The following is a 14,011-nucleotide window of genomic DNA, read 5'->3' on the forward strand; positions in this document are numbered from 1 at the left end:
CATGACTGTGCCTGCCTCACCCTCCCAGACCCCGCGCCCGGACTCCGCTGCCCCGGAAGGCGCGGAACGATCGCCGTTCTACATCACGACAGCGATCGCGTATCCCAACGGCGCTCCGCACATCGGCCACGCGTACGAGTACATCTCCTCGGACGCGCTCGCCCGCTTCAAGCGGTTGGACGGTCATGAAGTGTTCTTCATGACCGGCACCGACGAGCACGGTCTGAAGATGCAGCAGACAGCAACCAAAGAGGGCATCGACGTCCGCGAACTCGCGGCTCGGAACTCCGACGTGTTCCAGAACCTCGACAAGGTCCTGAACATCTCGTACGACCGGTTCATCCGTACCACCGACGCCGACCATCAGGTCGCCAGCAAGGCGATCTGGGAAAAGATGGCCGCATCGGGCGACATCTACCTCGACACCTACTCGGGTTGGTATTCGGTTCGTGACGAGGCCTTCTACACCGAAGCCGAGACCACGCTTCTGGACGACGGCACCCGTCAGTCGACGGAGACCGGCACCCCGGTGGAGTGGACCGAGGAGTCCAACTACACCTTCCGTCTCTCGGCCTACGAGGACCGTTTGCTTGCTCTGTACGAAGAGCATCCCGAGTTCATTGCCCCCGCGACTCGTCGCAACGAGATCGTCAGCTTCGTCAAGGGCGGCCTCAAGGACCTGTCGATCTCGCGCACCACGTTCGACTGGGGCGTCGAGGTTCCCGGAGACCCCGACCACGTCATGTACGTCTGGGTCGACGCCCTCACCAACTACCTGACCGGCGTGGGTTACCCGAACGTCGACTCGGCGGAGTTCGAGAAGTTCTGGCCCGCGAGCCTGCACATCATCGGCAAGGACATCACGCGTTTCCATACCGTGTACTGGCCGGCGTTCCTCATGTCTGCCGGCATCGAACTGCCGGAGCGGGTCTTCGTCCACGGGTTCTTGTACAACAAGGGCGAGAAGATGTCGAAGTCGGTCGGCAACGTCGTCGACCCCATCGCGATGGTCGATCAGTACGGCCTCGACGCGGTCCGTTTCTTCCTGCTCCGCGAGATCTCGTACGGCCAGGACGGCAGCTACAGCCACGAAGCAATCGTGACGCGTATGAATGCAGACCTGTCCAATGAACTGGGCAACCTCGCGCAGCGTTCACTGACGATGGTCGCGAAGAACTGCGATGCCCAGGTACCGACCCCCGGCGAGTTCACCGAGGACGATCTGGCGATGCTGGCGTCGGCGGATGCCCTGCTTGCCAAGTGCCGCAGCGAGTTCGACGTGCAGGCGCTGCATCTCGCACTGGAAGCCATCTGGGGCGTTCTCGGCGAGACCAACCGGTACTTCTCCAAGCAGGAACCGTGGGTTCTGCGCAAGACGGATCCGGCACGCATGGCGACGGTTCTGTACGTGACGCTCGAAGTGGTCCGTATCGTCGGGCTTCTCGTTCAGCCGGTGATGCCCGACGCGGCGTCACGCATCCTCGATCTGCTTGGCCAGAGCGAAGAGAACCGGCAGTTCGCCGACATTGCGGTTCGCATCGACGCGAACCGGAAACTGCCTGCTCCGGCGCCAGTTTTCCCCCGCTTCGTCGAGGAATGAGCTAAGCGAGAGTGCCGCACGTGGGGTCCGAGATATCCGGTTACAGGCGGATGTGTCGGACCCCACGTGCACACTCCAGCCATGACGACGAATAGAACATACATTCGAACCAGCGCTTCGGCGCAGACACTGCCATGGAACGGAGCGCGGGTGTCCACTCAGGAGGTCAGCCCTCAATCCGTTTCCGCGGTGCGAGATCTCGTTTCCGAACTGTCCGCGGCGTACGACCGCGGATGGCAGCCGGCGGATCTGATTCATCTGGCGCGTCGAAGCAAAGAAGCGTCCGACGCCGATCTCGCCGCCACCACCATCCTGTTCGACGCGAACGCATCCCGCGCGTCGGATCGCGCACCACTCGAGTGGGTGGGGCAGTTGCAGACGATCGGCGAGCAGTACCCGAAGTCTCGGCGCGTCGCCTCTCGAATCACCGTGGACGACGACGCTTTCCGGTCCCTCGCGGCCGGCCTACTGTTCCAGGACCCCTACTTCCTTGTTTCGCAGATCGTCGACGTCGCACGATCGTGGATGCGCCTACCTCAGTGGACGGTGTTGCTCGCGCCACCATCCACCTGGCCGTCGCAACGCACCCACACCAGCTATGCCGGCGTCGGTGACACCGAGGTCGACGCCAAGGTACTCAAGCGAATTCGTGGACTACTCGCCAAAGCGGAAGCAACCAACTTCGCGGAAGAAGCCGAGATTTTCACCGCGAAGGCCCAGGAGTTGATGACCCGGTACGCCATCGACTCAGCACTGCTTCACAGTCGCGCCGGGGTCACCGACACATCCGTCAATGCCCGACGCATTCACATCGAGAACCCGTACGTGAAGGAAAAGGTTCACCTCCTGACCGAGATCGGCGAATCGAATCGAGTCAGGACTGTCTGGTTCAGCGACATTGCACTCGCGACCGTCGTCGGCACTCCGGTCGACCTTCAGCAAGTCGACATGCTGTTCACTTCACTACTTGTACAGGCAACCCGTGCAATGCAATTCGCCGATTCGAGCAATCGCGGCGGCTCCCGCACCACCTCGTTCCGCAAGGGGTTCCTGGCCGGGTTCGCCAGCCGCATCGGACACCGCCTGCGTGACGCCGGCACCAAAGCCACCGCCGAAGCGGCCGACGCGGCATCGATGGACGTCGCGGATCTTCTGCCGATCCTCGCCACCACATCCGAGGCCGTCGACGCCGAATTCGATCGATTGTTCCCGACAACCCGCAAGACTCGCGGACGGTCCGTGGACGCCGAAGGCTGGCACGCCGGCCAGGCTGCAGCCGACGACGCCAACCTGCGTCCCGGCGCACCCGCCGTGAACCGCTCCCGCTAGTCCTTTCGAGCGGCCAGGACCGTCTCGTACAACTCACGCTTGGAGACTCCGGCCGTTGCGACCAGAGCACACGCGTCCTTCAATCGTGCTCCCCCCTCGACCAGCCTTTCCACCTCGTCGACCAGATCGGCAGGATCAGATGCCACCAGCACTGCGCCTTCGAGCACCACCGTGATCTCACCGCGAACGCCCTCGGCGGCCCAAGCAGCTAACTCCCCGAGAGTGCCGCGCTTCACTTCCTCGTAGGTCTTGGTCAATTCCCGGCACACGGCCGCGCGGCGATTCGGCCCGAGCACTTCCACCGCATCTGCGAGGCAGTCGGCAAGGCGATGAGGCGCTTCGAAGAACACACACGCTCGCTGCTCGGTTGCCAAGGCAGAGAGCCACGTCTTGCGCTGCCCCTGCTTACGGGGCGGGAACCCGTCGAAGCAGAACCGCTCCACCGGCAATCCGGAGAGTGCCAGCGCCGTCGTCACCGCCGACGGACCGGGCAAGCACGTGACGGCGAGGTTCTCGGCTACGCAGGCGGCGACAAGGCGATATCCGGGATCGCTGACCGACGGCATGCCCGCGTCCGTGACCAGCAGGACGGTCTTGCCTTCGGCGACGTCGGCGACCAGCGCGGGCAGCCGGGAAATCTCGACCTGATCGTAGAAACTGACGATCTTCCCGGTGATGGTTACCTCGAGCGCGGAAGCCAGAGACTTGGTGCGTCGTGTGTCCTCCGCAGCAACGACGTCGGCGGTTGCGAGAGCAGACCGAAGACGCGGAGACGCGTCACCGACATCTCCCATGGGTGTTGCGGCGAGTACCAAGCGACCAGTCATACCTGACAGCCTACGATTGCCAGGTGACTGTGCAGACGGACGAGCGGCCAACGCCCGCCACGAGCGATCGGGTAATGCGTAGTCCCGGCCCGCTGGTACCGGATCCTGATTTCGGCCCGACCGACAGATTGCGCGGCTGGATCGTCACCGCTTTCGTCACCGCTATCGCGGCGATCACACGCTTCACGATGCTCGCCTACCCGACCGACGCCGGCACACCTGTCTTCGACGAGAAGCACTACGTTCCGCAGGGCTGGCAAGTTCTGACCGGTGGCGGCATCGAGGACAATCCCGGTTACGGATTGGTGGTACACCCGCCGATCGGTAAGCAGATGATCGCGATCGGCGAAGCACTCTTCGGTTACAACGGTTGGGGGTGGCGATTCTCGTCGGCCCTGGTCGGAACCCTGATGGTCCTGCTGATCATCCGGATCGTGCGCCGCATGACGCGCTCCACGCTGATCGGCGCGATTGCCGGAATCCTGCTCATCGTGGACGGCGTCACCTTCGTCTCCTCACGCCTGGGGATGCTCGACATCTTCCTGGCTTTCTTCGTCCTCGCTGCTCTCGGATGCCTGGTGGTCGATCGCGACCAAGTCCGCGAACGGATGGCGAAGGTATACGAAGAGGGCCGAATCGGCGACTCTGCCTGGGGTCCGCGGCTGGGTTTCCGGTGGTGGAGGTTCGGCGCCGGCATCCTGCTCGGCCTGGCCTGCGGCACCAAGTGGTCCGGCATGTACTTCATTCTGTTCTTCGGATTGCTCAGTGTTGCCTTCGACCTGTCAGCGCGCCGCGCCTACCGCGTGCAGCGCCCATGGGTCGGCACTGCAGTTCGCGACATCGGGCCTGCTCTGTATGCGTTGGTGATCATTCCGCTCGGTGTGTACCTCGCGAGCTACTGGGCCTGGTTCACCAGCGAGACCGGCGTCGACCGTCACGCCGTCGGTAACGAGATCGGTGAGGGCGGCACATGGAGCTTCATTCCCTCCGCGCTGCGCTCACTCTGGTACTACAGCGGAAACGTTCTCCAGTTCCACGCCGGTCTGACCAACTCCGCCGGAAACCACCACCCGTGGGAGTCGAAACCGTGGACGTGGCCGATGGGGCTACGACCGATGCTCTACTACTACGCCGACGGCGAGCAGGTCACCGGTTGCGGGGCCGCCAGCTGCGTCAAGGCCGTGATGCTGATCGGCACACCGGCGATGTGGTGGCTGGCCCTACCGATGTTGGCGTGGGCGATCTGGCAGACGTTCGTGCGCAGGGACTGGCGATACGCCGTGGTCCTGACCGGCTACGGTGCCGCTTACCTCCCGTGGTTCGCGACGCTCGACCGCCAGATGTACTACTTCTACGCAGTTGCACTCGCCCCGTTCATGGTCATGGGATTTGCGCTGGTCCTCGGCGATGTACTGGGCAAGGCGAGCGCGTCCGTCGAGCGTCGTACCACCGGACTTCTGGCAGTCAGTCTGTACATCGGTCTGGTCGTGGCCAACTTCGTCTACCTCTGGCCGATACTCACCGCCATGCCGATCACGCCGGAATCGTGGCAGAACCATCTGTGGTTGCCCAGCTGGAAATAACCGGACGACAAAAGGGGCACCGAACCGCAGTTCGGTGCCCCTTCACGGTTCAAGTCCTACTCCGCTCAAGTCCTACTCCACTGACTTACCCACACGGCGTCCTCGGCGCGGGCGTAGGAGAGCACGTTTCTGCTCCTTCGCCGCAATGATGATCGGGTCGTGCGAAAGATCCTTGTACAGCGAGAAGCACAATCCGATCATGACCAGCACGAACGGCGCCGCAGCGATGATCGTCATGGTCTGCAAGCCGTCGAGCGCTTCGGAACCACCGGTCCACAGCAGAAGCGCCGCGACGCCACCGGTCAACATGCCCCAGAACACCACGACCCAGCGACTCGGTTCGAGCGTTCCGCGCTGCGAGAGCGTCCCCATCACCATCGACGCAGCGTCGGCGCCGGAGACGAAGAACACTGCGACGAGCAGCATGACCAGGACAGTCGTCACTCCGGCCAACGGCAGATTGTCGAGCATGCCGAACAGTTGAGCCTCTTCCGAGCCTCGGCCGGACAAGCCGATTCCGTCGCGTTCCTCGCCGATGCCTGCGCCGCCGAAGATCGCGAACCAGAGCAAGCTGACAGTCGTGGGAACGGCGATGACGCCGACGATGAACTGGCGGATCGTGCGGCCGCGGCTGATGCGGGCCAGGAACATGCCGACGAACGGCGTCCAGGACACCCACCATGCCCAGTAGAAGATCGTCCACGACGAAAGCCACGCGCCGGTTTCAGGATTCGACGATGCACCCGTGCGGGCCGACATCTGGGCGAGGTCGGAAACGTATGCACCAATGGTCGTCGGGAGCAGATTGAGAATCAGCACGGTCGGCCCGAGAACGAACACGAACAGGGCCAAGATCAACGCGAGCACCATGTTGATGTTGGAGAGCCACTGAATTCCTTTGGCCACACCGGAAACTGCCGAAGCGACGAACGCCAGGGTCAGTACCGCAACGATGGCCACGAGCAGGAATACGCCGGCTTCTTCCATCCAGCCGACTACCTCGAAACCGGAGCCGATCTGAAGTGCGCCGAGCCCCAAAGATGCTGCGGTGCCGAAAAGTGTCGCAAAGATTGCCAGGATGTCGATGACCTTGCCGATCGGCCCTTCGGCTTTGCGACCGAGCAACGGGATGAAGGCCGAACTGAACAGTTGCTTGCGTCCTCGGCGATACGACCCGTACGCAATGGCAAGGCCCACAACGGCATACATCGCCCAAGGATGAAGACCCCAGTGAAACATGGTGGTAGCCATGGCAGTTCCGACGCCACCGTCGGTGCCGGGAGGCGGAGTCACGTAGTGCGCAAGCGGTTCCGCGACACCGAAGAACATCAGGCCGATGCCCATGCCGGCGCTGAACATCATGGCGATCCAGCTGACGGTTCGGAACTCGGGCTTCTCACCGTCTTTGCCCAGCGGAATGTCGCCGAATCGACTGACAGCGAGGTAGATGGAAAACAGCACGAAAGCCGAAGCTGCGAGTACGAAGAGCCAGCCGATGTTCGTCACCAACCAGCCGAGAACACTTCCGGTTACCGAGTTCAGGTTGTCGGGAGCTACGAGACCCCACACGACAATAGCCAGCACCGCTGCGGCCGCCACGGAAAACACCACGTAGTCGGTCCGAACGCCTACCCGAGTAAAGCCCGTCTCCGGGCGCTCTTCGTTGGCCCCGGAATCTTGTTCGGATCGATCAGATTTCGTCACCATAGATGACTACGTTCGTCACTTTGTGGGCCAAAAGCAAGCTGGAAGGCGGGCTCAACAGCCGTTGAACCCGCCTTCTCACCCCGATCAAGCTGGGGTTTTAACCCAACCGTTGCCCTTGCCGATCAATCCGTCGATGCTGATGCGTCCTGCGCCGATAACAGCGATCAAGAGCGAACCGACACCGAGTGCGACGACGAGTTCATAGCCGCCGTTGTCTATGAAGACGCCCTTGTCGGCGTGCACGATGAAGAACGCGCCGACCATGTCGAGGAACAGCAGTGCGCCGACGAGCGGGGTCAGCAGACCCGCGATGAGCAGGATGCCGCCACCGAGTTCGATGGATGCTGCCAGAACTGCAGAAATCTTGGGGAGCGGGGCGCCCATCCCTTCGAATGCGGCCTGCGTTCCGGCGATCTTGTAGGTGAAGAACTTCTGCCAACCGTGGGCGATGAAGATGATCCCGAGGCCGACACGGGCGATGAGGAGTCCGAGGTCACGAGCAATCGACGAATTCATGAGCCAAGACTGACAGCTTTAAGTTGAAGCGTCAACTTAATCAATGTGTCACGCACCTCTCAATGCCGACTCCACCATGGCGACGATCTCAGTGTCGGAGTACCCGAGCGAGCGGACCTTATGCGCAAACGCGGTCGCCGCCTGCTCCGCCTGCGCCTGCACCGGATCGGTCCCCGAAGCGATGAACGTCCCTTGCTTTCCCCTCGTCTCGATCACGCCCTGATCGCTGAGCGCGCGATAAGCCTTCGCGACGGTGTTGGCCGCCAATCCCAGCTCCGAAGCCAATGCACGCACCGTCGGGATCTTGGTTCCCGCAATCAATCCGCCGCCGTGAACCTGCTCGATAATCTGTTGCCGCAGTTGGTCGTACGGAGCTGTGGAGGAATCGTGTTCGATCGCGATCTTCATCGTCACCCTCGTCGTATCTTCTCGGTCACAGCATCTTCTCTCTCACAAACCCTCGATCGCTTCGCGGATCGTATGCGGGCCGGAGGTCAGAACCAATATCTTGCCGACACTGGACGGCGCGTCGATGAGCGCTTCGATCACTGCGGCGACATCTGCACGAGGCACAGAGCCTCGATCGACGGGCGGCTCTGCAAGAAGGACTTCACCGGTGGGGTCGTCGTCTGTCAGAAGGCCTGGCCGAAGAATCGTCCAATCCAGCGAAGTCCTTGTCTTCAGGTCTTCCTCTGCTGCAGTCTTCGCCCGCAGGTAGGCGGCAAAAACCTCGTCGGTGTTCTCCGGTATTTCGTCACCAGCACCCATGGCGCTGATCTGTATGAACCGACGCACTCCCGCTTTCTCGGCGGCATCGGCCAACAGCACCGCCGCAGCTCGGTCTACGGAGTCCTTCCGCTCGATCGAGCTACCAGGTCCGGCGCCCGCGGCGAAGACCGCGACGTCGGCACCGTCGAGTACCTTCGCAACTTCCTCGACCGTGGAGGATTCCAGATCGATCACCACGGGGAACGCGCCGAGTGTGCGGACCGCACCCTCGTGCGCGGAGTTGCGGATCAGCGCTACCGGCCGATCACCATGTCCTGCCAGCAGGTATGTCAGGTGCTGCGCGATCTTGCCGTGCCCACCGGCAATGACCACGCGCCGTTCGTCCACACTTCGATGTTCCGTCATCGTTTTCTCCTCACAAGTCGGTACTTCAAGTGCAGCGCGCCGGAGGTGTCCGTTGTTCCCCTGTTTGTCCCACGAGTTCGGACACAGAGGCAGAATGACGGACATGGCATCTGCAACCATCTTCCACAATCAACGGTGCAACACGTCGCGGACTGTTCTCGGACTTATCCGCGACGCCGGCATCGAACCGACCATTGTGAAGTACCTCGATACTCCGCCTACCCGATCCGAGCTGGAAAAACTCCTCGCCGACGCCGGCCTCGAGCCCAGCCAAGCCGTTCGCAAGCGCGAAACGCAGTACAAGGAACTCGGGCTCGCCGATGCATCCGAATCCGAGATCCTCGACGCGATGATCGAGCACCCAATTCTGATCGAACGCCCGTTCGTGGTCACCGACAAAGGCACCGTCCTCGCGCGGCCTGCAGCCAAGGTGGAAGAAATTCTCTGACAGCGTCGACGGCTCACAGCGGATCGCGGGCGATCGGGCAGGACATGCACCGAGGACCACCTCGGCCGGACCCCAGTTCCGAACCCGCGATTCGCAAAACCTCGATACCCGAGGCCTCCAGCCTGGCGTTCGTTTCGACGTTGCGCTCGTAAGCGACGACGACGCCAGGCTCGACGGCGAGGGTGTTGTTTCCGTCGTCCCACTGCTCACGCTCGGCAGTCACCGTGTCGAGTCCGGTGTCGATCACACGCAGTTTTCCGATTCCCATGGCGTCGGCCGCCGCTTCGAGGAACGGCGTCGCACCGCGAATACTCACCCCGTCGTCCTCCTTGCGCAGAGTGAACGCCGCCAGGGTGTCCTGAATGGCCGGATACATGACGACCGCGTCGGCCTCGACCATGGTGCAGACCGTGTCGAGATGCATCGACGCTCGGCGTTGCTCGATCGGAACAACCAACACCGTGTGGGCGAGGCCGTCGTCGAACACGCTACGCGCCAATGCTTCTGCTCCGGCGGGTGACGTACGTTCACCGACACCGATTGCGATCACCCCCGGCGCGAGAAGCAGCACGTCACCTCCCTCGACAGGAGCCGTGTGCGACTCGTACGCGCGGCGCACGCCTTTGAATCGAGGGTGATGCGCGTAGACGAGATCCGTTATCGAGGATTCGCGAGCTCGCGCTGACAACGCCAAGGACGTGATGATGACCCGTGGCCCGACCCAGAACGACGAATCACGGGTGAAGAGCAAGTTGGGCAACGGGTCGATCACGAAGTCACCGCCGTGATGCATCCTGCGCACCAACGAGGTCGAGTCGGCATCGATCGGCAATTCGTCGAACGTCATTCCTGCAGTAAGGATCGACGAAAGCTCCTTCGGCTCCACCTTTCGCAGGTAGGCGGCCAGGTGTTGCCCGAGCGCGTGGCCGATCTTGCGTGCGTCGACGGCGGCCGCGATTCCCTGGATCCTCGCTGCGCCACTGACCTCGAGCGCCTCGGTGAGGAGATCGGACAAAAGCAGTACCTCGACGCCGCGCTCACGAAGGACGGTCGCAAACTGATCGTGTTCTTCCTGCGCGCGGTCCACCCACGGCAACGCGTCGAACAGCAGCTCGTCGTTGTTGCGCGGAGTCAATCGTTTCAACTCGTCGCCAGGACGATGAAGAATGACCGATCGCAATCGGCCCACCTCGGAATCGACACCGAGGGGGACGGAGCCAGAAGCGTTCATGAGTGAACACTAATCCCGTAGGCCCCACCCAGCAGGGATAAGCAGCTGTCGTACCGGCCCGCGTAACGTCTGATCCGACGCAGGCGAGAGGACCAGGCAATGAGTAGTACGGATCAGGCAGCGCTGAACGGCGCCGGAATCGAGAGGTTCACCGGGCGCTGGGTCGGCGCTGGAGCCGGACATTTCCCCACCATCGACGACTTCGAGTACTCCGAGGAGATCGAGTTCGCGCCCACCCCGAAACCGTTTCTCACCTACTCGTCGCGCACTCGTGGGCTCCCCGACGGACGACCGCTTCACATGGAATCGGGATACCTGCGCCCAACACCGGGTGGTGAGCTCGAATTGCTGGTCAGCCAGCCCACCGGATTCGTCGAGATCCATCGCGGCACCCTCGACTCCGAAGGCACTCTCGCCTTGACCCGTCTCACGCTCGCAGCATCACCCGACGCAAAACCGGTTCACGACGTTCGGCGAGTCATGTGCGTTCAGGGCGACACGCTGACATACGACCTGTGGATGGCGCACGGCGACACCCCGCTGACGCATCATCTCCACGCCACCCTCCACCGCGCGACGGACCGGTAGTCGCCATGGAGATGCCGTCGTGGAAGGCAAAGGAACTCACGCCCGGCCAGCTCTCCGAGCGCAGCGGTGTCGCCGTCTCGGCCCTGCATTTCTACGAACGAGAAGGCCTCATCGTCAGTCGCCGGACCAGCGGAAACCAGCGCCGATACCAACGAGACACGCTTCGACGCGTCGCCTTCATCAGAATCTCGCAACGCGTCGGCATTCCGCTGTCGGAAATCAGAGAGGCCCTCGGCACACTTCCTGAAGGCCGTACCCCGAACCGCGCAGATTGGGAAAGATTGTCGACCGGGTGGCGGCGCCACCTCGATCTACGCATCGAGCAACTGGAACGTCTACGGGACAACCTCACCGGTTGCATCGGTTGCGGGTGCCTCTCGTTGGAGGGGTGCGCCCTCGCCAACCCGCACGATCAACTCGCATCCGCCGGCCCGGGTGCGCGCGTTCTGGAAGTAGATTTCGGTGCAGGCTCAGGCGAGAAATGACTCGACGGCGTCCCGATCGCGCCCCAGCAAGTCCTCGACGGTCTTCTTCAGCAACTTCTCGATCTGGCCGCCGATGATCGGCATCTTCACCTCAGCCGTTCCGTCGACGACCAACCGCGTGCAGGACTCGGCGGCGGTGAGATCGAGCGTCGTCTCGATTCGGATCGGCAGTCCCCGCGCGATTCCGGTGACCGACCCTGCTGCACGCCCGTCCGACAGAGGTCCCCACCGATCGACCCGTTTCAGACCGAGCCGTCTCGGCGCAACCTTGGCGACCAGGCTCGGGAGAGAGGCGGAGTCGATTTCCTCGGACACGGATACTTCGATCGATCCGTCTCGAACTTCGATGTCCGAGGTGGCATAAAGGTCTCCGAGTCTGCCTTTCCAATAATTCGGGTCGGTCAAAGTTCGATGCACGTCGTCGATCGGATATTTGAATTCGATATCGAAGTGAAAACTCTTCGGCATGACTTTGGTCCCTATTCGACTAGATAAAAGTCCCGGCGGAGTTAACGCTCATCGCTTGAGCAATTTACTGAACTGGTCGTTCGCTTTTTGCATCACGAACTCGTAAGGCAGGGCAAATTTGCGCGCCCACCAGTATCCGAATCGGATGTCATTGGACGTATATACGAGGTACGTATTCTTCTCGATTCCCCGCAGAATGCACGACGCCACCTTCTCCGGGGAGACAGCACGCGCCTCGAACCGGTGCGTGAGTTTTTCGACCCGCGGGTCGTTCCTGTCGATACCCGCTATTTCCACGGTTCCCACCAATGGCGTCTTCACCCCACCCGGCACAACCAGACTGACCCCGATTCCGTGCCGCTTCAGATCGAATCGCAGCACCTCGGACACCCCGCGAAGGCCGAACTTGCTCGCACTGTAGGCGGCGTGCCACGGCAGGGCCAAAAGTCCGGCAGCCGAAGACACGTTGACCAGGTGTCCACCCTTGCCGGCACGAATCATGGGTGGAACAAACGTCTCCATGACATGGATCGGCCCCATCAGGTTGACGTCCACCATGGACTTCCAATGCCGATGTTCGAGGTTCTCGATAGTTCCCCACGCTGAAATGCCGGCGATATTCATGACGACATCCATCGAAGAAAATTGAGTGTGAATCTCGGTACCGAATTTCACGACCTCGTCGTAGTCCGAGATATCGAGTGCCTTCGCCATGCTGACCGTGCCGCCGCCGGCGCCGACCATCGCGACCGTCTCTTCCAATCCGACGCTGTTGATATCGGTGAGAAACAATTCGGCGCCGACCTCTGATGCACGCAGCGCAGTTGCACGTCCAATTCCACTACCGGCGCCGGTGATCAGGCATTTCTTGCCGTCGAGCGACCTTACAGACATGGATGAACACTCCCCCGCACTCGTACTGTGGACATGCGGGAAAGTCTACGCACGCACGATGCGGCCGCCCTGAAACACGCAAGACGACCTGGGGGGCACGGCCGCACTCCGCGCAAACACCGCACAGAGACGACCGCAGCGAGCACTAGAGACGCTGCATCATCTGCTCTTGATAGCCCTTGACCGTACGGTCGAGTTCTTCCGCCGCTACATCGTCCCCACGCTTGCGTGCGTCGTGGGCTCGATCCTGAATTTCACGGATTGCGCGGCGCAATTCATCATCGCTCATCATGTGTTTCATGTCACAATTCTGCACCCACTCGGAGGGTTTAGCTAGCACAGATCGCAATCCGGCAAACCGTTCAAGGTTCAACCCGGAGGTGATCCGCATGACATCGCAACCAGCCACCCTGATCGCGACCCCAAACCTTCAAACATCGCTTGAACTGCAGTTTTTCAATCGAAATAGTTGTGAAAAACCAGGCTAACGCATAGCTAATATCGCCAAAACGGGTAAAAGGTTTGATATTGGGCAGATTGGCCAAGTACTGGAAGGTTCGAATAGCGCAGTCGTAGCTGCACATTTCCGTGTGGCGGAAACTCAATGTGCGCTGAGACATAGCTGAGCACTCATTGGGCGGACGAATCGAATCTCGGACACATTTGACAACTAGTCCACTAAACAGACTACGGTGAGCTACCGATCGGTTATCCGCGTGATACCGTAGGATTCACTGAACGGACAATTGCTAGCTAGAGAGGATTACGGGGCGGTTCACAATGGCTGACTTTGCAGAACGATTGAACAAACTGTTCGACAGTGTTCATCCTCCGGGGCGCAAACCCCATACCAACGCCGAGGTTGCGGCAGCGCTCATCGAAGACGGCCATCAGATCTCCAAGCCGTACATCTCGCAGCTCCGCTCGGGACAGCGCACCAACCCCTCAGACGAGACAGTCGCAGCCTTCGCCCGGTTCTTCAAGGTGAAGCCCGACTACTTCTTCAACGACATCTACGCAGCCAAGATCGATCACGATCTCGAACTGCTCTCACAGCTCCAAGGCTACGGGCTTCGCCGCCTCTCGAGCCGTGCATTCGACCTCTCGGAAGAATCGCAGAATCTACTCACCACGATGGCTGAAAAGCTCCGCGCGAGTGAAGGTTTGCCAGAGGTTCCGCCTGACGCGTCACGCTGATGTG

At 61.5% G+C, this 14,011-nt stretch carries 16 protein-coding genes; 7 read left to right on the forward strand and 9 right to left on the reverse strand.

The features are described from left to right. The first annotated feature begins 1 nt into the window (after window position 1). Window positions 2-1,600 carry a methionine--tRNA ligase gene (gene metG / locus BH682_RS21215; protein ID WP_075834032.1) on the forward strand — a complete coding sequence of 533 codons (1,599 nt, stop codon included), beginning with the start codon at window positions 2-4 and terminating at the stop codon, window positions 1,598-1,600. A gap of 81 nt (window positions 1,601-1,681) precedes the next feature. Further along, window positions 1,682-2,929 (forward strand): DUF2786 domain-containing protein, encoded by a 1,248-nt coding sequence (locus BH682_RS21220; protein ID WP_075834034.1) that lies wholly within the window; start codon window positions 1,682-1,684, stop codon window positions 2,927-2,929. Here BH682_RS21220 and rsmI read toward each other — a convergent pair. Continuing rightward, window positions 2,926-3,756, reverse strand: a complete 831-nt coding sequence (gene rsmI / locus BH682_RS21225) for a 16S rRNA (cytidine(1402)-2'-O)-methyltransferase (protein ID WP_003946264.1) — start codon at window positions 3,754-3,756, stop codon at window positions 2,926-2,928. The two genes, BH682_RS21220 and rsmI, sit on opposite strands and share 4 nt — an antisense overlap. 74 nt (window positions 3,757-3,830) lie before the next feature. Between rsmI and BH682_RS21230 the strand changes: the two genes are divergently transcribed. Next, complete coding sequence (locus BH682_RS21230) at window positions 3,831-5,339, forward strand: dolichyl-phosphate-mannose--protein mannosyltransferase (protein ID WP_003946230.1); 1,509 nt, start codon at window positions 3,831-3,833, stop codon at window positions 5,337-5,339. A 72-nt stretch (window positions 5,340-5,411) separates the two neighbouring features. On the opposite strand, the gene BH682_RS21235 is transcribed toward BH682_RS21230, so the two are convergent. From BH682_RS21235 to BH682_RS21250, 4 genes are all read right to left on the reverse strand, one after another. Next, entirely contained in the window at window positions 5,412-7,046 is a 1,635-nt protein-coding gene (locus BH682_RS21235) for a BCCT family transporter (protein ID WP_003946258.1), read from the reverse strand. A gap of 84 nt (window positions 7,047-7,130) precedes the next feature. Continuing rightward, window positions 7,131-7,562, reverse strand: a complete 432-nt coding sequence (locus BH682_RS21240; protein ID WP_003946228.1) for a DoxX family protein — start codon at window positions 7,560-7,562, stop codon at window positions 7,131-7,133. A gap of 48 nt (window positions 7,563-7,610) precedes the next feature. Next, a complete protein-coding gene (locus tag BH682_RS21245; RefSeq protein WP_003946225.1) occupies window positions 7,611-7,970 on the reverse strand; it encodes a GntR family transcriptional regulator in 360 nt (119 codons plus the stop codon). Between the two features lie 42 nt (window positions 7,971-8,012). Continuing rightward, a complete protein-coding gene (locus tag BH682_RS21250) occupies window positions 8,013-8,696 on the reverse strand; it encodes an SDR family oxidoreductase (RefSeq protein ID WP_003946268.1) in 684 nt (227 codons plus the stop codon). 94 nt (window positions 8,697-8,790) lie between these two features. On the opposite strand from BH682_RS21250, the gene arsC reads away from it, so the two are divergent. After that, window positions 8,791-9,144, forward strand: coding sequence for an arsenate reductase (glutaredoxin) (gene arsC, locus BH682_RS21255; RefSeq protein WP_003946209.1), 354 nt, complete (start codon window positions 8,791-8,793; stop codon window positions 9,142-9,144). Window positions 9,145-9,157: 13 nt separating this feature from the next. Here the strand turns inward: arsC and arcA are convergent, their stop codons facing one another. Next, a complete protein-coding gene (gene arcA / locus BH682_RS21260; RefSeq protein WP_003946210.1) occupies window positions 9,158-10,375 on the reverse strand; it encodes an arginine deiminase in 1,218 nt (405 codons plus the stop codon). A gap of 99 nt (window positions 10,376-10,474) precedes the next feature. Here arcA and BH682_RS21265 point away from each other — a divergent pair, with 99 nt between their 5' ends. Together BH682_RS21265 and soxR are read left to right on the forward strand one after the other, a co-directional pair. After that, a complete protein-coding gene (locus BH682_RS21265) occupies window positions 10,475-10,963 on the forward strand; it encodes an FABP family protein (RefSeq protein ID WP_042921290.1) in 489 nt (162 codons plus the stop codon). Between the two features lie 5 nt (window positions 10,964-10,968). Then, window positions 10,969-11,448, forward strand: coding sequence for a redox-sensitive transcriptional activator SoxR (soxR, locus tag BH682_RS21270; RefSeq protein ID WP_003946250.1), 480 nt, complete (start codon window positions 10,969-10,971; stop codon window positions 11,446-11,448). Here the strand turns inward: soxR and BH682_RS21275 are convergent. The 3 genes from BH682_RS21275 to BH682_RS36425 all read right to left on the reverse strand — a co-directional run bounded on the left by BH682_RS21275 (window position 11,434) and on the right by BH682_RS36425 (window position 13,111). Further along, window positions 11,434-11,916, reverse strand: a complete 483-nt coding sequence (locus tag BH682_RS21275; protein ID WP_075834036.1) for a DUF2505 domain-containing protein — start codon at window positions 11,914-11,916, stop codon at window positions 11,434-11,436. The genes soxR and BH682_RS21275 overlap by 15 nt on opposite strands. A 48-nt stretch (window positions 11,917-11,964) precedes the next feature. Next, window positions 11,965-12,810: an SDR family oxidoreductase gene (locus BH682_RS21280; RefSeq protein WP_007729029.1), complete on the reverse strand. Its 846-nt coding sequence runs from the start codon at window positions 12,808-12,810 to the stop codon at window positions 11,965-11,967. Between the two features lie 145 nt (window positions 12,811-12,955). Continuing rightward, on the reverse strand, window positions 12,956-13,111 hold the full coding sequence (locus tag BH682_RS36425; protein WP_190287592.1) for a hypothetical protein: 156 nt from the start codon (window positions 13,109-13,111) through the stop codon (window positions 12,956-12,958). A 479-nt stretch (window positions 13,112-13,590) separates the two neighbouring features. Between BH682_RS36425 and BH682_RS21290 the strand changes: the two genes are divergently transcribed. Then, window positions 13,591-14,007, forward strand: coding sequence for a helix-turn-helix domain-containing protein (locus BH682_RS21290; RefSeq protein WP_003946231.1), 417 nt, complete (start codon window positions 13,591-13,593; stop codon window positions 14,005-14,007). Window positions 14,008-14,011 lie beyond the last annotated feature (4 nt).

The sequence above is a fragment of the Rhodococcus sp. YL-1 genome (assembly GCF_001942025.1).
In the GTDB taxonomy this organism is placed as follows: domain Bacteria; phylum Actinomycetota; class Actinomycetes; order Mycobacteriales; family Mycobacteriaceae; genus Rhodococcus_F; species Rhodococcus_F qingshengii.